At 45.1% G+C, this 23,435-nt stretch carries 25 protein-coding genes; 7 read left to right on the top strand and 18 right to left on the bottom strand.

Going from position 1 to position 23,435, the window contains the following annotated elements; all coding sequences use genetic code 11:
• Positions 1 to 59: 59 nt before the first annotated feature.
• Both M988_RS09100 and osmE read right to left on the bottom strand, forming a co-directional pair.
• Complete coding sequence (locus M988_RS09100) at positions 60 to 1,256, bottom strand: MFS transporter (RefSeq protein ID WP_008813604.1); 1,197 nt, start codon at positions 1,254 to 1,256, stop codon at positions 60 to 62.
• 269 nt (positions 1,257 to 1,525) lie between these two features.
• Positions 1,526 to 1,864 (bottom strand): osmotically-inducible lipoprotein OsmE, encoded by a 339-nt coding sequence (gene osmE, locus M988_RS09095; RefSeq protein WP_004095010.1) that lies wholly within the window; start codon positions 1,862 to 1,864, stop codon positions 1,526 to 1,528.
• 248 nt (positions 1,865 to 2,112) lie between these two features.
• Between osmE and M988_RS09090 the strand changes: the two genes are divergently transcribed.
• A complete protein-coding gene (locus tag M988_RS09090) occupies positions 2,113 to 2,508 on the top strand; it encodes a YidB family protein (RefSeq protein WP_064573779.1) in 396 nt (131 codons plus the stop codon).
• A 271-nt stretch (positions 2,509 to 2,779) separates the two neighbouring features.
• On the opposite strand, the gene M988_RS09085 is transcribed toward M988_RS09090, so the two are convergent.
• Both M988_RS09085 and M988_RS09080 read right to left on the bottom strand, forming a co-directional pair.
• The gene (locus M988_RS09085) at positions 2,780 to 3,124 is read right to left on the bottom strand and encodes a hypothetical protein (protein WP_020303730.1); all 345 of its coding nucleotides are present in this window, start codon (positions 3,122 to 3,124) and stop codon (positions 2,780 to 2,782) included.
• A 186-nt stretch (positions 3,125 to 3,310) separates the two neighbouring features.
• Complete coding sequence (locus M988_RS09080) at positions 3,311 to 3,613, bottom strand: type 1 fimbrial protein (RefSeq protein ID WP_008813607.1); 303 nt, start codon at positions 3,611 to 3,613, stop codon at positions 3,311 to 3,313.
• Positions 3,614 to 3,952: 339 nt separating this feature from the next.
• Between M988_RS09080 and M988_RS09075 the strand changes: the two genes are divergently transcribed.
• A complete protein-coding gene (locus M988_RS09075) occupies positions 3,953 to 4,177 on the top strand; it encodes a YobH family protein (protein ID WP_039186601.1) in 225 nt (74 codons plus the stop codon).
• Positions 4,178 to 4,472: 295 nt separating this feature from the next.
• Here M988_RS09075 and pfkB read toward each other — a convergent pair whose 3' ends face one another.
• Entirely contained in the window at positions 4,473 to 5,429 is a 957-nt protein-coding gene (gene pfkB / locus M988_RS09070; RefSeq protein WP_008813609.1) for a 6-phosphofructokinase II, read from the bottom strand.
• A 306-nt stretch (positions 5,430 to 5,735) separates the two neighbouring features.
• Here pfkB and M988_RS09065 point away from each other — a divergent pair, with 306 nt between their 5' ends.
• Complete coding sequence (locus M988_RS09065; protein ID WP_008813610.1) at positions 5,736 to 5,978, top strand: DUF4060 family protein; 243 nt, start codon at positions 5,736 to 5,738, stop codon at positions 5,976 to 5,978.
• Between the two features lie 109 nt (positions 5,979 to 6,087).
• Here the strand turns inward: M988_RS09065 and M988_RS09060 are convergent, their stop codons facing one another.
• The 3 genes from M988_RS09060 to copC are packed head-to-tail and all read right to left on the bottom strand — an operon-like array spanning position 6,088 to position 7,757.
• Positions 6,088 to 6,441, bottom strand: a complete 354-nt coding sequence (locus M988_RS09060) for a YebY family protein (protein WP_008813611.1) — start codon at positions 6,439 to 6,441, stop codon at positions 6,088 to 6,090.
• A 45-nt stretch (positions 6,442 to 6,486) separates the two neighbouring features.
• A complete protein-coding gene (gene copD / locus M988_RS09055) occupies positions 6,487 to 7,371 on the bottom strand; it encodes a copper homeostasis membrane protein CopD (RefSeq protein ID WP_064573778.1) in 885 nt (294 codons plus the stop codon).
• An 8-nt stretch (positions 7,372 to 7,379) separates the two neighbouring features.
• Positions 7,380 to 7,757 carry a copper homeostasis periplasmic binding protein CopC gene (copC, locus tag M988_RS09050; RefSeq protein ID WP_008813613.1) on the bottom strand — a complete coding sequence of 126 codons (378 nt, stop codon included), beginning with the start codon at positions 7,755 to 7,757 and terminating at the stop codon, positions 7,380 to 7,382.
• A 1,513-nt stretch (positions 7,758 to 9,270) separates the two neighbouring features.
• Here copC and ompC point away from each other — a divergent pair.
• Positions 9,271 to 10,383: a porin OmpC gene (gene ompC / locus M988_RS09045; RefSeq protein WP_004094994.1), complete on the top strand. Its 1,113-nt coding sequence runs from the start codon at positions 9,271 to 9,273 to the stop codon at positions 10,381 to 10,383.
• A 118-nt stretch (positions 10,384 to 10,501) separates the two neighbouring features.
• On the opposite strand, the gene M988_RS09040 is transcribed toward ompC, so the two are convergent.
• The 9 genes from M988_RS09040 to cfa form a co-directional block, all read right to left on the bottom strand.
• On the bottom strand, positions 10,502 to 11,305 hold the full coding sequence (locus M988_RS09040; RefSeq protein ID WP_064573774.1) for an alpha/beta fold hydrolase: 804 nt from the start codon (positions 11,303 to 11,305) through the stop codon (positions 10,502 to 10,504).
• Positions 11,306 to 11,393: 88 nt separating this feature from the next.
• On the bottom strand, positions 11,394 to 13,442 hold the full coding sequence (locus M988_RS09035; protein ID WP_064573767.1) for a S9 family peptidase: 2,049 nt from the start codon (positions 13,440 to 13,442) through the stop codon (positions 11,394 to 11,396).
• Between the two features lie 138 nt (positions 13,443 to 13,580).
• Positions 13,581 to 14,438 (bottom strand): EAL domain-containing protein, encoded by an 858-nt coding sequence (locus M988_RS09030; RefSeq protein WP_224451662.1) that lies wholly within the window; start codon positions 14,436 to 14,438, stop codon positions 13,581 to 13,583.
• A gap of 661 nt (positions 14,439 to 15,099) precedes the next feature.
• Entirely contained in the window at positions 15,100 to 15,459 is a 360-nt protein-coding gene (gene yebF / locus M988_RS09025; protein ID WP_004094971.1) for a protein YebF, read from the bottom strand.
• 101 nt (positions 15,460 to 15,560) lie between these two features.
• Entirely contained in the window at positions 15,561 to 15,869 is a 309-nt protein-coding gene (gene yqfB / locus M988_RS09020) for a N(4)-acetylcytidine aminohydrolase (protein ID WP_008813617.1), read from the bottom strand.
• 39 nt (positions 15,870 to 15,908) lie between these two features.
• The gene (locus M988_RS09015; RefSeq protein ID WP_039186585.1) at positions 15,909 to 16,214 is read right to left on the bottom strand and encodes a YebG family protein; all 306 of its coding nucleotides are present in this window, start codon (positions 16,212 to 16,214) and stop codon (positions 15,909 to 15,911) included.
• Positions 16,215 to 16,311: 97 nt separating this feature from the next.
• Complete coding sequence (locus M988_RS09010) at positions 16,312 to 16,821, bottom strand: GNAT family N-acetyltransferase (RefSeq protein WP_039186583.1); 510 nt, start codon at positions 16,819 to 16,821, stop codon at positions 16,312 to 16,314.
• A 78-nt stretch (positions 16,822 to 16,899) separates the two neighbouring features.
• On the bottom strand, positions 16,900 to 17,109 hold the full coding sequence (gene cspE / locus M988_RS09005) for a transcription antiterminator/RNA stability regulator CspE (protein WP_004094959.1): 210 nt from the start codon (positions 17,107 to 17,109) through the stop codon (positions 16,900 to 16,902).
• Positions 17,110 to 17,798: 689 nt separating this feature from the next.
• Positions 17,799 to 18,950 (bottom strand): cyclopropane fatty acyl phospholipid synthase, encoded by a 1,152-nt coding sequence (gene cfa / locus M988_RS09000; RefSeq protein WP_008813620.1) that lies wholly within the window; start codon positions 18,948 to 18,950, stop codon positions 17,799 to 17,801.
• 427 nt (positions 18,951 to 19,377) lie between these two features.
• Here cfa and purT point away from each other — a divergent pair, with 427 nt between their 5' ends.
• Positions 19,378 to 20,556, top strand: coding sequence for a formate-dependent phosphoribosylglycinamide formyltransferase (gene purT / locus M988_RS08995; RefSeq protein WP_064573765.1), 1,179 nt, complete (start codon positions 19,378 to 19,380; stop codon positions 20,554 to 20,556).
• Between the two features lie 43 nt (positions 20,557 to 20,599).
• Here purT and M988_RS08990 read toward each other — a convergent pair whose 3' ends face one another.
• Complete coding sequence (locus tag M988_RS08990) at positions 20,600 to 20,782, bottom strand: YoaH family protein (RefSeq protein ID WP_008813622.1); 183 nt, start codon at positions 20,780 to 20,782, stop codon at positions 20,600 to 20,602.
• Positions 20,783 to 20,967: 185 nt separating this feature from the next.
• Here M988_RS08990 and pabB point away from each other — a divergent pair, with 185 nt between their 5' ends.
• Positions 20,968 to 22,359, top strand: coding sequence for an aminodeoxychorismate synthase component 1 (gene pabB, locus M988_RS08985; RefSeq protein ID WP_064573762.1), 1,392 nt, complete (start codon positions 20,968 to 20,970; stop codon positions 22,357 to 22,359).
• The gene (locus M988_RS08980) at positions 22,356 to 22,928 is read left to right on the top strand and encodes a CoA pyrophosphatase (RefSeq protein ID WP_064573758.1); all 573 of its coding nucleotides are present in this window, start codon (positions 22,356 to 22,358) and stop codon (positions 22,926 to 22,928) included. Before pabB ends, M988_RS08980 begins: the two co-directional genes overlap by 4 nt.
• The last annotated feature ends 507 nt before the right edge of the window (positions 22,929 to 23,435 follow it).

Below are 23,435 nucleotides of genomic sequence, written 5' to 3'. Positions count from 1 at the left end.
CAACTAAACGTTATCTCCACGACTAAGGCCTCATTCGAGGCCTTAGTTTTGTGTCTAATTTATGACTCTACTGCTTGCGGTGAAACCGGACGCATAAATAATAGGATCATCACGATCCCTAATGCAGAGCAGGCAGCACCCACGGCAAATACCGACGAATAGCCTAAGCGGGTTGCCAGAATGCCAGTCAGTGGACCTGCAATCGCATACGAGACATCCTGAAATGCAGCGTATCCGCCCATCGCCGTACCACGCATATGTACTGGGACACGCTTCACGACTTCAACACCTAAAGCGGGGAACATCAACGAACATCCAGCTCCCGTCAATGCAGCACCGATTAAAGCAATAACCGACGTACTCGCGAAATAAATAAGAACTAATCCTACGGTTTCCACTAATAAAGAGGCGATTGCCACTTTTATCCCCCCTGCGCGATCGGGTAATTGGCCAAATAATACCCGCATTAAGACAAAAGAAAGCCCAAAACAGGTCAGTGCTAAACCGGCATGCCCCCAGCCATGAGAACCAAAAAAAAGTGAAATAAAGGTTCCAATAACGGCAAAACCTACACCTTGTAACGCTAAAGCGACACCGGGTTGCCAAATTTTCCCCAGCATTCTCCACATAGGTATACGTTGTCCTGCATGAGGTTCCACCGCCTTGACTTTAAAATTAATGAGTATGGCCACCAGCGGTAAAATTAAAGTGGAAATCCCCAACGCTGCGAACCCCCAATGCTGATTCAAAAGCAGCCCGAGCGGTGCTCCGGCAGCCAATGCGCCATAAATAGCCATGCCCGTCCAAGACATTACCTTGCCTGAACGCGAAGGACCCAAAAGGCCAAGTCCCCAGGTGAGGTTTCCGGTCAAAAGTTGGCTTTCACCAAATCCCAGCACTAATCGACCAACGAGCAGAATGACAAACTTGGTCATGGCTTCAGCAGGTAGCAACGCAGCCAAGAGATAAGCCACTCCAGCCAAAGAGCACGCCAGCATTCCTTGTAAGGTTGAGCGTTTGGCTCCTTGCTGATCCGCAAGGCGTCCCGCATAGCCACGTGTAAACACGGTTGCCAAAAACTGCGTACCGACTGCGATCCCCACCATGGTATTACTCATACCAAGCTGGTTATGCACGTACAATGGAATAACAGGTAAAGGTAATCCTACGGTGAGATAAGTAAGAAAAACAGCCGACGTCAAAGGAAACAGCGCATGATTTGCTTTGGGTGTACTAACAAAAACGGGATGTGACATACAGTGCTAACTCCAAAACAGCTGAGAGAAAGCCTAATAGAAACGCCTTCTCTCCTGCTTAAATAGCAAACAGAATTAAACGCGTTGAATGACGTGAACGCTTACGCACAGATATTTATCGGTGTTGAATTGGAGCTTAGTGAGATTTTATATTTATGTCAATTTATAGTCTAAATGGCGCGCAATAAATAACCATTGGTAAAATAAGGAAATAAAAGCGGCTCCAAAGAGCCGCTTAGTCAACGCGAATTTATTACTATCACCTGATTTTATTTTTGCGGGTTAGTATCGTACTCAGCGCAAGACTGGTAACCCTTATTCAATACTTTGCCGGTATCATCAAAGCTTACAAAGTAGTTTTGTGGTTTTTTATCTGTACCTGTAATTAGGTAGGTGCTACACGTCCCGCGCGCATTTACCATGGTGATGCTTGTTGCAGGCTGACCTGCAATATCCACCACTTGTTGTTTAGTCATACCTACTTTTACATCTTTAACGACGGGCTCAGTAACATAACTTGCTGCACGATCGTAAGTACTACAAGCCGAAATAGCAAATGCCGCTGCTACCGCAGCGATTCCCATAACAGCTGATTTGGTATATTTCATTCTCTCATTCCTTGTAGCTATTGTGTTCTATAAGCCTAGGAGAAGAATCAAGATTATTCAAATACTCAGTCCTTTTTTCCTTAAGAACCTTTCTTTTCGGATTGATCCTAAAGTCGAAATAGTGATGAAATTTTGCCCTAATAAACGATGATTAACCCTACTTTGCTAATTGGCTTCAATGCCACGCGCGGTATACTGTCTTCACGAAGTATAAGGTTTTCTTTATTTACCAAGTTTGGAGTCATATCATGGGATTACTGGATAGTTTAGGCGGAATGCTAGGCGGTCAAGGCAAGAATGCAGATCAAATCAAAGCAATTATGGCTTGGGTAGAACAACAAGGTGGTATAACCGCGTTGATCGAGAAATTTAAAAGCCAAAGCCTAGGAAGCATTATTGAATCTTGGATCGGTACAGGTAATAACCAACCGATTTCCGGCGAACAGGTTCAGAATGTATTTAGCATTGAATCTATTACTGCCCTTGCAAGCTCACTCGGCATTAATGCTGAGAGTGCATCGCAACTGCTTGCAACATATTTACCTAAGCTGATCGATGGCTTATCACCTAATGGTGAAATTCCACAGGGAAATTCGCTGGTCAACGCAGGCTTAGATATACTTAAGGGTAAATTCTTCAGCTAATTCGCTAAGCCTTGTCGCTTAGGTGGCAAGGCACTCGAGAACCGTCATTATGCTCCACGATGGATTAGTCATTATTTGGGCAAGTCTTTTTATCTTTTATCCAATAACCCTATTATTAGGGACACTTTCACTTTGGGTCTTTTGGTCAAAACGCCATTATTTATGCAGCAGACTCATGATGTCATGTGTTGCGCTATTGATGCTTTTAATTATCTATAACGTCGTTGAACAATGGGCTCTCAGCTAAAACATAGGCATTCAATCGCGCTCGTTATACGCAGGATTTCGCCGCTTCCAGCAAGGCTTGTTGGCTGTTGCCGCGCGATGTCAAGAAAATCTCCACGTCAGATTGGTTATCGCTGATAGTTTGAATTTTGGCCGAAGCCATCTCACCCTGCCCGTCTAAGTAACTGGCAATCGTGTGTGTGTTATTATTGTTATAATAACGGGTAGCCGGATTAATATGAGACCACTTTTTATTTAGGCACTGAGAATAAATACCGGCTGCTCGGCTTATCTTTAAATCCATGACTTGGTGTTTATTCGCAGTTATTGATTCGGGACTACTACACCCGGCCAGCGCTATTAATAACGCAGCAGTTAATATTTTTTTCATTGAATGATTCCCCTTTATTGGCAGCGATCATACACGGTGTGAATAATCTGCGTTTTGCCGTTAGTGTGATCGCATTCACGCACTATCCGGACTTTACAATAGCGGCTCAAGGAGAAAAATCTTAAAGCAATTGAGGTGAGTGCTACCAAAATAGAAGAGTCTGGCAGCACCCAACCGGCAGAATAGTTAATGATAGCTAATCACTAAATGTCCCAAGTTTGGATGACCCACTATAGGTTGTAGCCGCACATTAGCCACGTTGGAGGGTAAAACAACCTGATCTCCCGATTTTAGCGCTTCATATGCGCGATTTTGATAGTCGCCATCCTGATAACATGACGAATGAAAACCTTTGACTGTAGGGGTGATTTCACACCCAGACTCAACGAGAACGCCAACGAAACGTATGGTGCCCTTGTTGGCACTTACCGATGAATTAAGCGCCAGAGCAAATACCATCGCTGCAACCCATGCTCTATTCCTAAGCATATGTAACCTCCATTTATTATTCACTTTGAGAGTACTTACTAAAGGGAAAGATAAACTTGATTTACATCAGCTAAATACTTCGTAGATGACTATTTTAATAGTTTTAAATGTCACTTTATTTAAAAAAATGAAATTTTATAAAAATAATTTTTAGCTTTTACCAAAAAATTTTGAATAAACTTTCAAAAACAACAAATTACAGTGCAAGGTACCAGCTCTACAACGTCGTACTATTGGGCAATTTCTGACCGCTGCACATTAAGAATTAGGCTATAGACGCCCCCCATCAGATACTTGCTATGTTTATTACAACTTTTCTAAAGCTCAGGGGACTTCGGTTTGAAAACCATTCTGGCAGTATTTGTACTCACCTATGTAACGCTATTTTTATCTGGCTATGGCATCCTTATCGGCAGCCATAAAACTGTTGCTGGTCTTGGTTTGAAGTGTAAATACTTAACAGCGCGCTCTATCGTAGCAGCAGATTATCTGCACTCATCAAATGGCGTAATGGGGGTAGCTGAATGCCCTATTTTTAAGAAAGTTAGCAACATCGTTGATTAACAAACAACATAGCCCTCTGTATAACGTCAACCAATACGTAAGTAAAAATGCATCCACTTTTAAACATTCATAATATGAATATGTTAAGATCATGACTGCATTAGAGGATGTAGAAGTCATGATTAAGCAATTTTATTTTTGGATGATAGTGGGATGTGGTCTGTTCTTATTGATGTCTGGTTTTGTCATGAGATCAACATTTGAAGGTGCAATAGGTACATTGCTCATCTTATATAAAACGGTGATGGACTAAGTTTTCTACCCATCTCAATGATGGGTAGTATGAATTGGCAAGCTACACATCGTTAAGCGGTGTCTGTTGCTGGCAAAGATAGCCGTACAGAGCATTAACATCGTGCTGCTGACATAAGCGAGTTCCTTTATTGAGCGTAGCAGCACTGCCTGCTGCTACCCCATAGCGCGCAATATCCAGTAAGTCGGCCTGCTGTGATAACTTCAGCACCATTGCCCCCACCATACTGTCGCCCGCCCCTACGGTACTCCGCATTTTTACCGGCGGTGGAACCACCTGAACCCAGTGGTTCTGCGCCACCGCTAGCGCGCCTTGAGCCCCAAGAGAAACCACAACATATTTTGACTTACCGGCAGCGACAATCGACTGAGCCGCTTCTAACACTGAACTTGGCTCCTCAAGCAAATCTTTACCGCTAAGCTCAGAAAGTTCTTTCTGATTAGGCTTAACCAGCAACAGACCGCCAACTTCGAGCCCCGCTATCAGCGCCTGCCCCGAACTATCTAGCACGCACTCAATGCCTTTCGTTTGCGCTAAGCGTATGAGTGACTGTAATTCGGCCACCGTAACACCTTCAGGTAGACTACCGCTGATGACTAGAATACTGCCATGTGGAAGCGCTAACACGCATTCACGCAATTGCTCAAACTCCTGCGTAGTTAATTTGGCACCCGGCATCACAAAACGATACTGCTCACACGTCACTTCAGTGTGAACATGCATATTTTGTCGAGTCCATGCCTGAGTTTTTACGGTTTGGATCTCTACACGTTCTTGTTGTAATAGCTCAGCCAAATGCTGTCCGGTTGGACCTCCTGCAGGAAAAATAGCGCAGGCTTTTCCACCAAGATGAGCAATAGCGCGCGCCACATTAATACCGCCGCCGCCGGGTTCATAGATAGGTTCAGAACATCGCAATTTGCCATCGGGATACAGCTTAGCAGTGGTTGTGGAAGTGTCTAAGGAAGGCGCTAGCGTCAACGTGAATATTGGTGTCATAACATATCCTTTTTATGTGATGCCTAGTACCAGACTAGCATCCTTACCACCAATTTCGTTGTGCTAATTCATAAAAGGATCTTTGGGATCACCCTAAAAGATCTTTTTCGTCCCAGCGATGACAATTTGCGAGAGATATACAAAATAGCTGTTCAATAAATAAGCACTTTGCTTCGTTAAAACCGATCCGGATCGTGTCATAAAAAAGTCATGCTGCAATGTTATTGATATTGGTGCTATAACAAAGAGGTCAGCTTAGTACTGACAGACTAATAATTTGATGGATTTATGTATTACGGAGCCTCTATGAAGCGAATCATTAAAGGCGATACAAACTTCTCTCACCTCGTTGTCGCGCATGCAGCGATCGATCAGCATGCCAAAGCCTATGGCCTTGCCCGTCAAGGATGGCCTTCTACTTACCATATTAAATATCGAGATAAACTCATCGCGGTGGAAGTTGTGACCCGCCGTCAATCCTACGTTGCCACCGTCATGGTTGGCGCTCGAAGTTTAACCAAACTATGCGGTATGCCAGCCGCAGCATAAATCACACTCAGTGGCACGCTGGCAGGTGCCACCTAACATCATTCCGTTCCCATAAACAAAAAGAAGCGGCTTCGTTGCCGCTTCATTTGGTTCAGATGAGCCACAGTATCTACTGACAAAGTTGCTGCGCACGCTCAATGAAAGGAGCCACGCTCATTTTATGCCCCGCATTATCTGGGTCGTCTAACAGAATAGTTTCTAGCGGCTGAGCAGCCATTTTTTTTGTTTTGACCAATTCTGCCGCTTTCTCATCGAGCGGATACTGCGCCAACGTACTGGCGTTGATCACAAACAACGCGTGATCTTTAGTACATTGCAATTGCACTTCTTCTTTGACAAAAGCCCATTGTTTACCAAACTGAGCCTTGCTCACGGTTTCCACTGTGCGAGCAGCCAAAGCACTGCCTGATACGGTACAGCCCCAAATCGCCAATATTCCTGTCAATACAACACGTTTTTTCATCGCAGAATTCCACAATATTTCAATCTTAACCTGAGACTATCCTATCTAAATTGGCGGTTGTGTGGCGAAAAAACTTACCGCAGCCAACACCAGCAACGCCAATACCCACTCTACCGCCGCATTACGCGCCAGCAGTATAAAAGCTTGTTGTCGATTGCTGCCAATAGAGCGCACCACGCGATAACGATTATACAGTGCAATAGCCACCATCGCGGCCACCAGCAAGACTTTCCCCCACAGCCAACGCTCATAGAGAGAATTAAAGTCCAACGGCCAATGACCTAATATCAAAATAGTATTCGCCATCCCCGTTGCGATAACGAATGCCACAGCCAAGTGTCCCCAGCGTGAGTAACGGATCACAGCATCCATAGCGAAATTTTTCGCCGCGGTCTGGCGCTGTAATTCTTTAATGCATAACCCAAACGGAACTAAGCCCCCAAACCAGAATCCTGCACTGAGTAAGTGAACACCGTTGTTCAGTCGATGGACGATACCGAGAACGCCTTGCTCTGCCGAGGCATGCCCTGTTCGCGCTAAGGTAACAAGCAATGCGAATGCCAATATGATGAGCATTCCACGACGCATAACTGCTGGGAGGCAAAGTACAGCCACGAGTAGTGAAGAGAATATCAGTTGGAACAGCCACGCCTCACCAAAGGTTGTCTGCATCACTGCAAGCCAAATCATAGGTTGGAAGGCATCGCCCCACCCATCCCCCATCAGTCCCGCTTGCAATGCCACTATCAGCCAAGAGCTTAATGCACAAAGCGTTAAACACACGCCACGCAATGGATTAAGCTGCTTTTCCAAGCCGTTGCGCAATTTGGGTGGAGCGATCCACCCAACATACAGCGCTAGGCCAAATATCTGTAATGCACTGGCAAAATGAATCCAGCGGCATAACACATAAAGAGCCGCAATACTCATGATTGGCCTTATTTCACAGAGAAGGTGTATTCGCCTTTAGTTTTATGTCCATCGACGGAAACCACATTCCAGTTAACATTGTATTCGCCCTGCTCCAACGGCTGGGAGAGTGGCAGTGACACATGTGTTTTATCGGCGCCTGTCACCAACAGCTTACCGGTTGTGATGTTTTTCTTTTCAGGGCCAACCACCGTTACTTTGCTGAAACTGGGTTCAATTCCCTCGCTAAACACCAAAGTCAGTTCGGAGGGTGCACTCACCACGCTTTTTGCCGCTGGGGTTTGCTCGGTAAGATGAGCATGTGCAAAAACCTGAGGTGATACGCTCAACAACAGCGCGGCGCAGAGTCCTGAAAGATGTATTTGGGTTGATTTGATCAATTTCATGGCGGTTGCGTTCCTTTTGTTAGAGGCAGGTGAAGATAAATCCAATCGGTACCACTGAGCCCACGCATTTCGTTTGAACACCCAAAATACGCTAGCATATTGATTTTAATCTTACATTTTCACTCAATTCATTACCATGCTATCTGCTACAAAATGACAACTTACTATTTACGTTTTGCTAGTAACTCGACGTTGCCTTAGCATTAATGCTTTCACTGCGAAATAAACCAGATCAATAACACCTTAAAAATCATACAATTGAACTATCTATACAAAATGGTGCTTGCAAGTTTGGTCTCAGAGAGCTTTAGTTAACAGGCATACCAACCTAACTACGGTTAAGAGAGGCCAAAATGAGTAAGGGAATGGATAGCAAAAAGAATGCGAAGAAGAAACCGTTGAAGAGCCCTGCAGAGAAACGCGCAGAGAAGAGAGCAAAACGCGCACATCCCGATGGTGAGTAATAAGTAAACGTATCTCGTATCTTAAACCCGCTACGGCGGGTTTTTTGTTGTTCAAATCTTTCCTTCGGAATTATCTAGTCAATTGATTCAGCTTAACTCACTTTCACTCTGAGCGATTTCTGTCTCTAGGCTTATTCCAGTGAAAATACTCCGTAGCAGTTGAATAATAGAACGCCATCCTGACCATATTCCCACCGAAAAAAATCCACTCTATTTCATGTTGCCCGCCTCAGATTGACATGGGCTAAACAATGAACAAATTGGTTTATTTTTATATAGAGACTGTGATTTCTTAACAATACGTGCTCTTCATTTATGATTTAGCATGAATAATCAAAAGCGTTATTTTTAAAACAAACGAATACATAAAATACAAGTTTGAAGAGGAAACAGAAAAAACCTATACCTAAGGTTACGCACGAATAATCAAAAACAAACTTAAAAACAGCATTTTTAGACAAGCAATTATTAATTATAGACCATGACAAACAGCCTCACCAATATATTTTCCATTGAGACACCCTCACAAAAACAATAACTAAGTTATTGTTTTTAAATGAATTTAAAAATATAAAAGATAAAAAAAAACCGAACTCTAATAGGAGTTCGGCTTAAAAAGAATCTTAAGACACAGTAAAAAAATGCAGTAACAATGATGAGATTTAATTATACATCATAATTTTCACTTCAATTTGCAATTTGTGTGGTCGCTGGCAAATTATCATTTTCCAGTCAACATCAAGCATATGAGTCGTCACTTAACGATATCTTTTTAAAAGGAAAAAACAGTTTATTCGCCAGCGAATTTGTATATTAACCTCAGCCTCATTTACATTTTAATACATTTAATTACTATAAAATATAAATAAACGTCGTATTTGCACTTTTTATTTGTAGCGCATTAAACATATTATTAGGCTATGCTTGTAGCGTGAACTTTGACTGATGGAACGCACTTAAGTTCACACAGCAAGTGTAAAAAAACATAAATAAGCAGTGGCACATATATCTGACCTTGGCCGGTCAAAAAACTAAGAAGGAATATCATAGTGAAACGTAATCTGCTGGCAGTAATCATCCCTGCACTTTTAGTTGCAGGCGCAGCTAACGCTGCAGAGATCTACAACAAAGACGGCAACAAGCTGGATCTGTTTGGTAAATTAGATGGTCTGCACTACTTCTCCGATAACAACGGTTCTGACGGCGATCAGTCCTACGTGCGTTTCGGCTTCAAAGGTGAAACTCAGATTAGCGACCAACTGACCGGCTATGGCCAGTGGGAATACCAAGCCAACCTGAACCATACTGAAAGCCAAGATAACAACAACTTTACCCGTGTTGGCTTCGCTGGTTTGAAATTTGCCGATTTCGGCTCTCTGGATTACGGCCGTAACTACGGTGTGATCTATGATGTCGGCGCATGGACTGACGTGCTGCCAGAATTCGGTGGCGATACCTACGGTGCTGACAACTTTATGTTCCAGCGTGGTAACGGCATGCTGACCTACCGTAATACCGACTTCTTCGGTCTGGTCGACGGTCTGAACTTCGCTCTGCAGTACCAGGGTAAAAACGATAGCCCAACCGAATCCAACAATGGCCGTGACGTTCAAGGTCAGAACGGCGACGGTTACGGTATGTCTCTGTCCTACGATCTGGGCTGGGGCGTAAGCGCAGCGGCGGCTTACTCTTCATCTGACCGTACCAACGATCAGAACCGCATGAAATTTGGCCATGGCGATAAAGCAGACATCTACACCGGTGGTCTGAAATATGACGCTAACAACGTATACTTAGCAGCTATGTATACTCAGGCGTATAACGCTAACCGTTTCGGTGATTTCTCTGCAAGCGGTCCAGATGCAGTTTATGGCTTTGCTAACAAATCTCAGAACGTTGAAATCGTAGCACAGTACCAGTTCGACTTCGGTCTGCGTCCATCCGTTGCTTACCTGCAGTCAAAAGGTAAAGACCTCGGTAACGGCTATGGCGACCAAGATCTGATGAAATATGTTGATGTTGGTGCGACTTACTACTTCAACAAAAACATGTCTACCTACGTTGATTACAAAATCAACCTGCTGGATGACAACCGCTTCACCAACAACGCTGGCATCAACACCGATGACATCGTTGCACTGGGTATTGTTTACCAGTTCTAATTCGGTAATTAACGAATCTAGACAGTATGTGAATGCAACAAGGGGCCTAAAGGCCCCTTCTTTTATCTCGCAAAGGCATCAAATCAGCCGCGTTTTACTGCTCTATCATCACGCCCCATCATTTCAACGGTGCTAGGAAATTCAGCAAGGCTTGGTTGACCCACTCTGGCTGTTCAAGCGTACAAATATGCCCTGCCTGTGGGACGATCAGTTGTTTGCAATTCAGCAATTCAGCCATCAGATAGCCTTCTAGCGGTGGTCTTGGTGCATCTTGCTCACCCGTAATCACCAATGCGGGCATTTCCAGCTCTTCAAGCAGCGGGCAGTTATCGCCGCGGCCAAATATCATACGCCCTAGTGGCACAATACTTTGGCGTAAAGCCGATTCAGACATATCACTTAAATGCGCGGCTAATGCTTCGACTAAATGCGGCAAGGGGTCACGGCGGAAAAACATGGGGGCAATTTGTTCAACTAACGCAGCAGGCACTTTTCCAGCCGCCTCGATCGCATTAAGCATCGCATCATATTTTTTGAATGTCACTTCAGGCTCTAGCCCAACAAAAGTATCCATTAACACCAAGGCTCGCACACGTTCGGGAACCATCGCCGCGAGTTCTACCCCCCACATTCCCCCAACGGAAAGCCCTACGATCGCAAATTCGTTGATGCCTAGTGCATCAATGAGCGCGAGGTGATCGCAAGCTAAATCCTTCAGAGAATGCCGCGATTGCGGCAGCGGGTCTGACTTCCCGTGTCCCCATAAATCAGGTGCAATAACGCGAAAGTGCTGGCTTAACGCCTCGATTTGAGGCGCCCACATGTTTGAATCAAACATGTAGCTATGACCCAGCAGCAACGTCAAGCCTTCACCGCGATCGATATAGTGTATTTGACGGTCATTTATTGAGAGAAAAGGCATCAGAGGATCCTTGCGAATAGAGAAAAATTTTCAATAAAAAAGCCCATGCTTGAGGCGATATTACGCTCGAAAGCATAGGCATTAAAATTTACTGATGAATACCGGCTAAGGCCAGCATAAAAGCATACTCCAAGGCAATATCCTCATAAGCTTTGAAGCGCCCTGATTTACCACCGTGCCCTGCATCCATATCGGTATACAACAGCAACTGATTATTATCCGTCTTCATATCACGCAGTTTTGCCACCCACTTAGCGGGTTCCCAATATTGTACTTGGGAATCATGGAGCCCAGTGGTCACCAGCATATGCGGATAATCTTGGGCTTTCACCTGATCGTAAGGGCTGTACTGCTTGATATAGTGATAGTATTCAGCATCATTTGGGTTACCCCATTCGTCATACTCACCGGTTGTCAGGGGGATAGATTCATCCAACATCGTCGTGACAACATCGACAAAAGGCACCTGAGCCACTATCCCGTGATAGAGCTGAGGAGCCTGATTCACCACCGCTCCCATCAGTAAACCACCGGCGCTACCGCCCATGGCATATACTTGCTTAGGATTGGCGTACTGCTCATCAACCAAATGCTGCGTTACGCTGATAAAATCGCTGAACGTATTTTGCTTATGAAGCAGTTTACCGTCCTCGTACCATTGTTGACCGAGATCGGCACCGCCACGAATATGCGCTAGCGCAAAGACAAAACCACGATCTAACAGGCTCAAACGACTGATGCTAAACGCCGGATCCATGCTACTACCATAAGAGCCATAGCCGTAAACCAACACCGGATTTTGTCCAGCCTTAAACATATCCTGACGATAAACGATGGAAACTGGTATCTGGACCCCATCATGAGCGGAAACCCATAATCGTTCGCTGCGGTATGCGCCCGAATCGAAGTTCTTCACTTCTTGTTGCTTCAGCAAAGTTCGCTCACCGCTATCCAAATCAATCTGGAAAACAGAACTTGGCGTAGTCATCGATGAATAACCATAGCGCAGCAGTGCGGTATCCGGCTCTGGATTAAACGACAGCCACGTCATATAAGTGGGATCGTCAAAACGAATGTGTTTTTCCTCGCCAGACTGCCAGTGGATCTGACGTAGATGGGTTAATCCCTGCTCACGCTCCTCCACCACCAGCCAATCTTTGAAAAGACTGAAGCCTTCAAGCATGACATCATCACGCGCGCAGATAATCGGCTGCCAAGCTTTCTCATCGATAGAAGCCGACTGATAGAGACCAAAGTTTTTACCCTCTTTGTTCGAGCGGATATAAAACGTATCACGATAATGGTCGAGGCTATATTCATGGTCGCGACGGCGAGTGAGGAACGTCTGCGGCGTTGCATCGGTATCATCCGCATCCAGCATTAATATTTCAGACGTGGTCGTGCTAGAAATATGGATCAGGATATATTTGTTAGAGATCGTTTTTTCCAAACCCACATAAAACGTGTCATCCGTTTCTTCATAGATGAGCTGATCGTCCGCCACAGAAGTCCCCAGACGATGGCGATATACCTGATATGGCAGCAACGTCTGTGGATGTTTACGCACGTAGTAAAGCGAGGCTGAATCATTCGTCCATTCAAAATGACCAGCGGTATTTTCCAGCACTTCATCGTACCAGCCCTGATCGCCTAAACGCTTAATGCGAATGTCATACTGGCGGCGCGAAAGAAAATCTTCGGCGATTGCCATTAGTTGATTATCAGGGCTAACCTCAAGTCCACCCAAGGCGTAGAAATCATGCCCCTGCGCGCGTTCATTACTATCAACGAGCAGATCCCATTCCGCGTTCTCACCAGTATCAACCTTCTGGCGCACGTAAAGCGCATATTCCTGTTCTGGCTTATAACGAGACTGATACCGATAGCCATTTCGCTGATAAGGCACCGATTCATCTTCTTGCGGAATGCGCTCAACCATTTCACTAAATAACTGCTGACGGAGTGCTTCTTCGCCGCGCATACAGGCTTCAGTATAAGCATTTTCAGCTTTAAGATAGCTAAGAACCGCATCATCACTGCGTTCATCGTCGCGCAGCCAATAGTAATTGTCGGTTCGAGTGTCGCCATGGATTTCCATGACGTGCGGATGTTTTGCTGCAACCGGTGCTTTATTCATTGTGTACACTTACCGCCTGTGATCTGATACTTCGTAACTCGATAGCGCTAATTCCTGACGAATGAATGACCAAGAATATTCATGCACCCTACTTGTCCGACGGATATGACACCATCGCCGATGTGCGGGGCGGAAAGTTTAACGCTTGTTGTCGATAGGACAAAACGCTTCCTTATCAACATCAGTATACGACCTGCGGATCTCGGTGAGTTGTTTACTCACAATTAAAAACTTTTTTTCACTCATTGGGCTAAACAGATAAAAGCCTTGAAGCGCCGGACATCCCAATTCTTCCAACTGCTTAAACTGCTCAGCAGTTTCAACATGTTCGGCCACAATATTCATATTCAGCGCCTTGGCGATCAAGATCAGATGTTCAACCAGTTGGCTCGCCTCAGGTTTGGCAAGGGCCTGAATTAACTCCCCTGGTATTTTTATCTGTGTCAGCGGGAGATCTTTTAGCAGTGCCAATAACTGATAGTTTTCACCAAAATGATCAATGGATAAACCGACGCCCAATGCGCGTAATCGTTCTAATTCCGCAAGAATTATCTCGTCACTAAAAAGTTCGTTATTGCCCAACAGCTCAATAACTAACTTATCTGCGGGTATTGCATAACGTTCGATATAAACAGCGAGCTGATCGATAAAACCCTGAGTGTAAAGCTGAGCGAGCGGCAAATTAAACGACAAGGCCAAATCAGATGAAACTGCCTGATGCAAATGCTGCAACAACTGGCATACCTGATCGATCAGCCAAAGGTTTAATGTCTGCATCAAACCAAAGCGCTCAAGTGAGTCTAAGAAATCTGAGGGCTGCAGGATGCCTTGTTGTGGATGGTGCCAACGCACTAATGCTTCTGCGCCGAGCAATGTGCCTTTAATATTACACTGTGGTTGGTAATCTAAATAAAACTCATGCTCTGTGAAGGCGGATTGCAACGCGGCTTGCAACGCAATCTCTAATTCCAAAGGAGAAACATTTGGGGCTGGCATTCCCAAAACATTATAGTGCTTATTATTCATTTTGTTATCTAATTATTAATAAAGTGATGCTTGATTTAACTGCATTCAGATTAGTTCTCTCTAATCTCAAAACACTTAAACAAAATCATAAAATAAGTATTGATTACTGCTAACAACTATCAGCATTAAGTTGAAAAATTAGCGGGCTAAAGCCACTATCAACCATCACATCGAACACTTAAATAGGCCATTTCTGAGAATGCGCTAACATGTAAAAACCATTAACAACCAACATATGGCGTATAAAATCGTCAAGAATTGGCCAAATAGTTTTTACTTTTCAAAAAGATAGGTTTTATGACAAAACTATTTTACATGATATTTCTTGAAGAAAGAAACCATGAATTTAGCACTTTTATCCTGATAAATAAAATTTTCAGACTTAGATTTCACAATAACGTAAATTTTTAGACCAAGATTTGTTATTTATAGCAGTTTACCAGTCAAAAATGTTTCTTTATGCTTTCTATTTTAAAGTTTCAGCGTTAGAGCAATAACAAAGGAATTTAATGATTGCGCAGATATATCGCGAGGTTAATACATAGTACCTGTGGGGTTTTACCGTCTTGCTAGAATATAAAAAACCTCTTTATCTATTAATAAAGAGGTTTCCAATGATGAACCGACAAATTTATTGCGGATGCGAATATTCGAGCTTGCCTGCTTTGCAATCAACTTTTACGGTATAGGTCTTATCAATCTTAGTACCGCGAACCGTCAACAAAAGCTGCCAATCGTTTCCATTTTGAGTGACCTGATCCTGATTAACCCACACGACTGGGGTGCTGGTGCCTAACAGATTTTTATCATCGGCCCAGCGTGGCAGGCGGTTTTGCAAGAAATCGTTTTTCACCATAGTAGACAACTGAGTCGCCGTGGTTTGCTCACAATTTGCGATCGTCACCACTCTCTGCTCACTCTGTTGAGCCTGAGCGACTCCGGCAGAAAAGGCAAATACCAGTCCAGTCACACTTAACGCAATTTTGTTCATCTTAGATCCTCTTTAAGCTTTAGCGCGGAGCTCTTCCTCACCGCTGCCGACTACTCCATCGTATGAACGCACGCTCTGTGTGCCGAACGCGACACAGCGTGCTATCGCATGTGAAAACTAATCACATACAATTCATTCAGTCCTGGGTAAATCTCGCTGATCACCTGCTTCAGCTCGCCCAGTGTCATATTCTCTTGTGCCGCATGAACCTCTGTCAGCTCGTTCATCAGTACTGGAGTGACGCTATCAACCTCAATCGTGCAAAAATATTGTCCATCTTCATTACGACTGACGCTGAGCAACTCTCCTTTCTCAAAATGAGATTCGCTACTGTCGCGAATGGTGATAGTTTTCTTGCCTGACAAGATGTCAGATTCAAAACGGCTATAAAATGTTATCTCACGTTTCATTCTAGATCCAGAGAAGTAAATAATATGTGAACTAAAACACTAGGCTGCGTTATCAATCGCAACTTTAACCTTTTTTTCGGATTTTTTGTTTTCTTCAGTGCTCTTTATCGACGCCAATGAGCCTCCACGCAGCAGCTGAGAGAGTGAGTCTTTATGCTCGGCTAGATAAAAGCTCAGCGTTTCTATCGTGTCATCCTCAATATCCAAAGGTGACATTTTCAGCCATTCGCCCAAATTGTCAGCCAGATCGAGCATCTTATCGTAGGCATCAGCTTCTTTCTTACTGGCAAAGGTCATTTTTTCAACTCCATCACGAACGACGACGTACTGAATTTCAACGGACATAAATCACTCCAACCATACTGTATATAAAATCAGTATATGTATTTTTATCTTCTACTGCAAAATTGATGAGCGCGAGGAATAACGCCGAGGATTAAATCTAAAAGTAATAATACATCGCAACCCTCTGCACTAAGCCAGCGCTGCGCTCTTCATGCAGAAATTGTTCTAAAACGGGGAACTGTTCATCACCGACTAACGTGAAGCCAACTTTTTGGTAAAAAGGTGCGTTCCAAGGTAGATCAAGAAAAGTGGTCAACCCTACTCCGCTGAACCCGCGCTGGCGAGCGGCAACCAAAGCATGATCCACTAAATAGTGTCCAATACCACGTTGGCTAAATGTTGGTAGTACACTCACTTCAGCTAAAAGCGCAAACTTTCCATGAGTTTCAAGCATGACAAAACCAATCGGTTTCTCATTGCGCAGGGCTACCCACAAATTCTGCGCGCGCTGAGCTATCTCTAACCGCTCTGCAGAGACCGTTGTGTGGCGCAACGATTCAGGAAGTCTATCAGCGGGAAATTGTTCAGCGGCTAAACGTTCAACCTCAGCCAGCGCGGCAAGGTGCTGGGGCTCTGCGAACTGAAAGGTAATATTTTCATTAGTCATTGCTTGGATCCATTCTGAGGCTAAAATGCAAAAAACCCGCACTCGGCGGGTTTTGTCAGCATGATAATATCAGCTTAATTACAGCGCAATAACATCAGCCGCAGACGGGCCACGTGGGCTGTCCTGAATGGCGAATTCTACCTGCTGGCCTTCAGCCAGAGTTTTGAAGCCGTCACTCTTGATGGCAGAGAAATGGACGAATACATCTTTGGAACCATCAGCAGGAGTGATGAAGCCAAATCCTTTGCTTTCGTTAAACCATTTAACGTGACCAGTTTTCTTGCTCATTGAACTTTCCTTTACTTAAAATTGCTTGCCCTTAAAGGGCATGGTAGACCTATTATCCCGCGTAACTGACAAGACCTGACTTTGCTGAGAAATAATTAAACACCCATCAAAAAATAAGTGAAAATATAAATCTAAGCATTGGGTAGGTCAAATCTAAGACCAGTGCGCAGAGTTTTCAGGCGACGCTATTAACGCATAGTTTTATGCTCAGCGCAAATATTTCATAACGAAAGCGAGCAAAGCTTAAATGCTTCAGATTATATCTTCTCTTTTTCTTTTAATTGCTAAATATTAGCTTATGCAATCATCTGAAAATTTAAATAAAACATTATTAATCAATAGAATAAAATAAAACCGCATGTCTTACATTATTTTTTATGTCTAAGCAAAAACATTAGCAAATAAAACCGAGACACGTGTCACAAATACAACTTCACTGTTGAGAAAATAGGCTGAATCAGGACGCGACTACCGGTGTGAAATAAGACAATATAACCCCATGCTATTATGATGGTATCCAGAAAAGGTGAGGAAGAGTCAATTACGATAGGTTTGTTTTTAAGATGAAGTGCTCAAGGAGTAAACATCAACGATGCTATCTAGAATCTATGAACATTTTATTCCACCTTGTGTTACAAGCAAAAAACCGCAGCCACGCTGCGGTTTTTTAACTCACGTTAAAAGGCATGTTAGCGAGGAACGCGAATTCCGCCCTCCACCCCTTTCGGACTTAGCAACACCTGCCATAGCTGGATGTTTCGCGCACGAAACGCACCAGCGCAGGCATTCAAATAATAGGTAAACATGCGATAAAAACGATCGCTGTAGTTATCTTTAATCTCTGGCCAGCTTTGCTGGAATGCGTCATACCATGCCATTAGCGTGCGATCATAATCACAGCCAAAATTGTGCCAGTCTTCCAAAACAAACAGATCTTCGCTTTTCGAAGCAATATGTGCCACTGAAGGTAAGCATCCATTCGGGAAGATATACTTATTAATCCATGGATCAACATTGAGGTCGGTTTGGTTGGAACCGATGGTATGCAACAAAAATAACCCATCTGGTTTCAGATTTTTAGCAACCACTTCGAAATAGGTACGGTAGTTTTTAGGTCCAACATGCTCAAACATCCCTACCGATACGATGCGATCAAACTGCTCATCCAAATCACGGTAATCTTGTAGCAATATTTTGACATCAAGCCCCGCACAACGGTCTTGAGCCATTTTCTGCTGCTCAGCAGAAATGGTTACGCCCTGTACAGAAACACCGTATTCTTGCGCGGCGAACTGTGCTAATCCGCCCCACCCACAGCCAATATCCAGCAACTTCATCCCCGGTTTGAGCTGAAGTTTTTCGCAGATCATCCGCAGCTTGGCTTGCTGAGCTTGTTCAAGCGTTTCGGCATCTTTCCAATAGGCGCAGGAGTACTGCATATAGGGATCAAGCATACGAGAAAATAGATCGTTGCCTAAATCGTAGTGCTCTTTGCCTACGATCCATGCCCGTTTGCGAGTTTGATAATTAAAGATACGCGCTGAGGCAATACGCACAATATCACTGAAATGTTTAGGCAAATGTGTATCAAGCTCGGCGGCTAAAATACGTTGGAAAAATATATCTAGGCGGTCACATTCCCACCAGCCATCCATATAGCTTTCGCCCAGCCCCAAAGATCCCTCTTGTAACACGCGATGAAAAAACTCGGGATTTTTGACTCGGATATCCTGTGGTTGATTGCCGTTAATCGTGATCCCCGCTTGGCTAAGCATTTCCTCAGCGATTCGGTACCAGTTATCTGCTTTTATTTCTGAATCAATAACACATGTCGAACTCATTGCTTACATCCCCTATACCGCACTAACCCTCCTGCTGCGCGGCCATAACTGTTTTCAATCTACCAAAATTCAACACAGGGAGGGGATCCCGCCCCACCTAAGGCTGCAATCATCATACAATATAATTATCATACAAATAAACAATAAACTTTCAACGAGCCTAAAGGCTTTCGCGCTGAAAAATATATTTTTGCGCCTTATCACTGTATTCCTTGTCATTAATCTGAATTGCAAACTAATGACACCCAACAATAATTAGTCAGCTATGTGCTTTTAGTCCACTTATCTGCCGCAAAAAACGCCGCCTAATCTAACAAAAAGCATTTGTTGTTCTTTTTTCAGTGGCTAAATAGAATCGGATGCCAATACGCAAACGTTTTCGTATATACTGCGCCTGACTTTTTGGCTCGAACTTAGGATGATCATTATGTTGTCAATTGGAACCGCGCTGCGCCCACATGCTACCCGCGTCATGCTGTTGGGCTCAGGGGAATTAGGCAAAGAAGTAGCTATCGAATGCCAGCGTTTGGGTATCGAGGTCATCGCCGTTGACCGCTATCCCGATGCACCGGCTATGCAGGTTGCACATCGCAGTCACGTGGTTAACATGCTTGACGGCCAGGCACTGAAGGCGGTGATTGAACGCGAACGGCCTGACTTTATCGTGCCGGAAATTGAAGCGATTGCGACGTCGATGCTGGTAGAGCTTGAACGCGATGGTCAAAAAGTCGTTCCTTGTGCTCGAGCCACTCAACTCACCATGAATCGCGAAGGTATACGTCGTCTTGCCGCTGAGACACTTCAATTGCCTACATCCCGCTATCGTTTTGCCGATACAGAAAACGAGTTCAATGAGGCTGCACAGGAAGTCGGTTTCCCCTGCATTATCAAACCAGTGATGAGCTCATCAGGTAAAGGACAAAGCCTGATCCGCAGTGCCGACAACATGGCACAGGCGTGGCAGTATGCACAATCCGGAGGCCGTTCCGGCGAAGGCAAAGTTATTGTTGAAGGCTTAGTAAAGTTCGATTTTGAAATTACGCTGCTGACGATCAATGCCTGCGACGGCTTACACTTCTGCGCGCCCATTGGACATCGCCAGCAAGACGGTGACTATCGCGAATCTTGGCAGCCACAGGCCATGAGCGATATCGCGTTGGCAAAAGCACACGACATTGCCGGTAAAGTGGTCACCGCGTTAGGTGGTTATGGTCTGTTTGGGGTTGAGCTTTTTGTTTGCGGTGATGACGTCATTTTCAGCGAAGTGTCACCTCGCCCGCACGATACCGGTATGGTTACACTGATTTCTCAAGATTTATCAGAATTTGCGCTGCATGTGCGCGCTTTCCTCGGTTTACCTATCGGCACAATCCGCCAATTTGGTCCAAGCGCCTCTTCGGTGATCCTGCCCCGACTGCACAGCAATGATGTCGTTTTTGACAACACACGCAATGCACTGCAATCGCAGACACAGCTGAGATTATTCGGCAAACCTGAAATTGACGGCACACGTCGTTTAGGGGTCGCGCTGGCCTATGATGAAACCGTTGAGAAAGCCATTGCGCTCGCTAAACAGGTCAGCAATAGCGTTGTAGTGAAGGGATAAAACATAGGGGCGCGGAAAGGAGTCCGCGCCGCTTTCTGACTGATTAATCTTCGTCTTCGTCATCAAACGAGACTTGAATATGTGCACCGGTATGGTTGGCGCGAATTTCCGCGGCGACCTGAGCGATGGCTTCACCGCTGCTCATACCTTGCTCCATCAGTCTATGAATGCGATCGGCAGCCACTTGCTGTTCTGTATGTGATAACGCTGGCATTCCGCTGTTCATCAATAACTCCTGCTGCTGAATGTTAATACGGGGGCGTGAGTATAGCGGTAATCCCGCCACAAGCCTAGACATTGCATGGCCATTTAACACCTAATCTTGCCGCTGATTTGTGGTAGGCTTATGATCGCCTTATATATGCTTGAACAGGCAAAACCTGCATAACAAATAAAAGTGATCTATCGTTCATGAATGCCACTACCTCATCGTCTGCTTCGCTGTCACGCATTGATTTAAAGTATACCCCGGATGCCATTCTGCATTATTTTGCGCCACTTGCGCAGCAACCGTGGGCGATGTTGCTTTATTCTGGTGGGGCAAGCCATCCGCATAACCGTTTTGATATTCTGGTTGCCCAGCCGATTCTGACATTAACCACGCGCGGTGAACAAACCGCCGTCGCAGAACAGGGTGAAGTGCGTTACAGCACGCGGGATCCCCTCTCTCTCGTGCAAGAAGAACTACAGCGACTGCTCCCAAAGATGAGTGAGCAAGAAGACACACCGTTTTGTGGTGGTGCCGTTGGCCTATGGGGATACGATCTCGGACGCCGTTTTGAAACGTTGCCTGCGTTAGCTCTCGCCGATCTCACTACGCCGGATATGGCGGTAGGCATTTATGACTGGGCGTTAGTTGCCGATCATCAACTCAAGCGTTTAACGCTGCTGGCTCATGGTGATGCACAGTCTCGGCTTGACTGGCTGAGCCGCCAGACAACTCAGCCACCTCAACATTTTCAACTGACGTCTGGCTGGCAGGCTAATCTCACCAAAGCCGAATATGACCAACGTTTTGCCCAAATTCACGACTACCTGCACGCCGGTGATTGTTATCAAATTAACCTCACTCAGCGTTTTAGTGCTCGCTATCAGGGCGACGAGTGGCAAGCCTTTTTACGCTTAAATGCGCAAAATCGCGCCCCCTTCTCCGCCTTTATCCGCCTGCCGAACAGTGCGATTCTAAGCGTTTCTCCCGAGCGTTTTTTGCAATTGGAACAAAAGCAGATTTCAACACGCCCCATCAAAGGTACCCTGCCTCGCTTAGCCGATCCACAGGCCGATAAAATCCAAGCGCAGAAGCTGGCTGATTCCAAGAAAGATCAGGCTGAAAATTTGATGATTGTCGATTTGATGCGAAACGACGTTGGCAGAGTCGCACTAGCCGGCAGCGTGCGGGTGCCTGAACTGTTTGTGGTTGAGCCTTTTCCCGCCGTGCACCATTTGGTTAGCACTATCACGGCTACGTTGCCAGAAACGCTCAACGCGACTGATTTATTACGCGCCTGCTTCCCTGGTGGCTCTATCACCGGTGCACCAAAAATTCGTGCCATGCAAATCATCGAGGAACTCGAGCCTCACCGGCGTAATGCCTACTGTGGCAGCATTGGCTATATCAGTTGCTGTGGCAATATGGATACAAGCATCACCATTCGCACGTTATTAGCCGAAAACGGCCAAATACATTGCTGGGCTGGCGGTGGTATTGTGGCCGACAGTCAGGTTGACGCGGAGTATCAGGAAGCCTTTGACAAGGTAGGGAAAATCTTGCCGATACTTGGTGATATGGAGATATTGTCATGATGCAGCTTAGCCCTGAGCTCGCTGAATTTGTGACACGCTTTCAGCTTCAGTCGCCTTTACCGACCCATGAAGGGCATAACCTACGTCAAGCAGCGGTGCTCATCCCGATAGTCAATCGCCCACGGCCCACGCTGCTATTAACTCAGCGATCTAGCCATCTACGCAAACATGCTGGTCAAGTCGCCTTCCCTGGCGGCGCAGCCGACATCACCGACGGTTCACTGATTTACACCGCCCTGCGTGAGGCTCATGAAGAAATCGCACTGCCGCCAGAATCTGTTCATATCCTTGGGCAGCTTCCCGCGGTGGATAGCATAACCGGTTTTCACGTGACCCCTATCGTCGGCCTGCTGCCAGCCGACATCACACCAATCGCCAGCGAGGACGAAGTTGCTGCGGTATTTGAAATGCCACTTCATGAGGCTCTCGCACTCTCACGCTACCACCCGCTAGACATTCACCGACGTGGCCACAACCACCGAGTTTATCTCTCGTGGTATGAGCGTTTTTTTGTTTGGGGAATGACGGCAGCCATCATTCGTCGGCTCGCTCAGCAGGTTCATTGTTAGTCTATTATCTCTGGTGACAATCGAATTCTTCGCCTCTTATTTTCATCAAAAAAACTAATCCAAAGCTAAATTTCCCTCATCCATTCGGACTGATTAGGTATTCCTCGATCCCAGTCACTCTCTTTTTTCTGTGATCGGCTAAAGTAAATACAATAACCTTTGGTAAATACGGGTAAATTCGCCCGTCGTCGCTTGATTTATCTGGCATATGCCGCAATATCATTGATAAGTCACTATGAAATGCGAGATGTACAGAGCGAGATTTTTTTCATCATACCCGGTCTGATTTTGCTTAAGGCCCAGTGAAAATAGGACGTATTTGTCGCATAAATACGCGCCCAATCCTTACCCGATGTAGGGTTAATCGATTTTTTTGCGTTTGAGATAGATAAAATGAAGGATTGGACGTGCGTCACCCATAAAGTTCGGCTATTGTTGGCGCGTTTTTATCATGACGTGACCATGATGCGAAATGTTACATTAATTTTTATAATGTGAACCTGCTTC

It is taken from the genome of Hafnia paralvei ATCC 29927, assembly GCF_001655005.1.
In the GTDB taxonomy this organism is placed as follows: Bacteria; Pseudomonadota; Gammaproteobacteria; order Enterobacterales; family Enterobacteriaceae; genus Hafnia; species Hafnia paralvei.
Note: the sequence above shows the minus strand (reverse complement) of the source record. Positions and strands in the feature narration are given on the sequence as shown.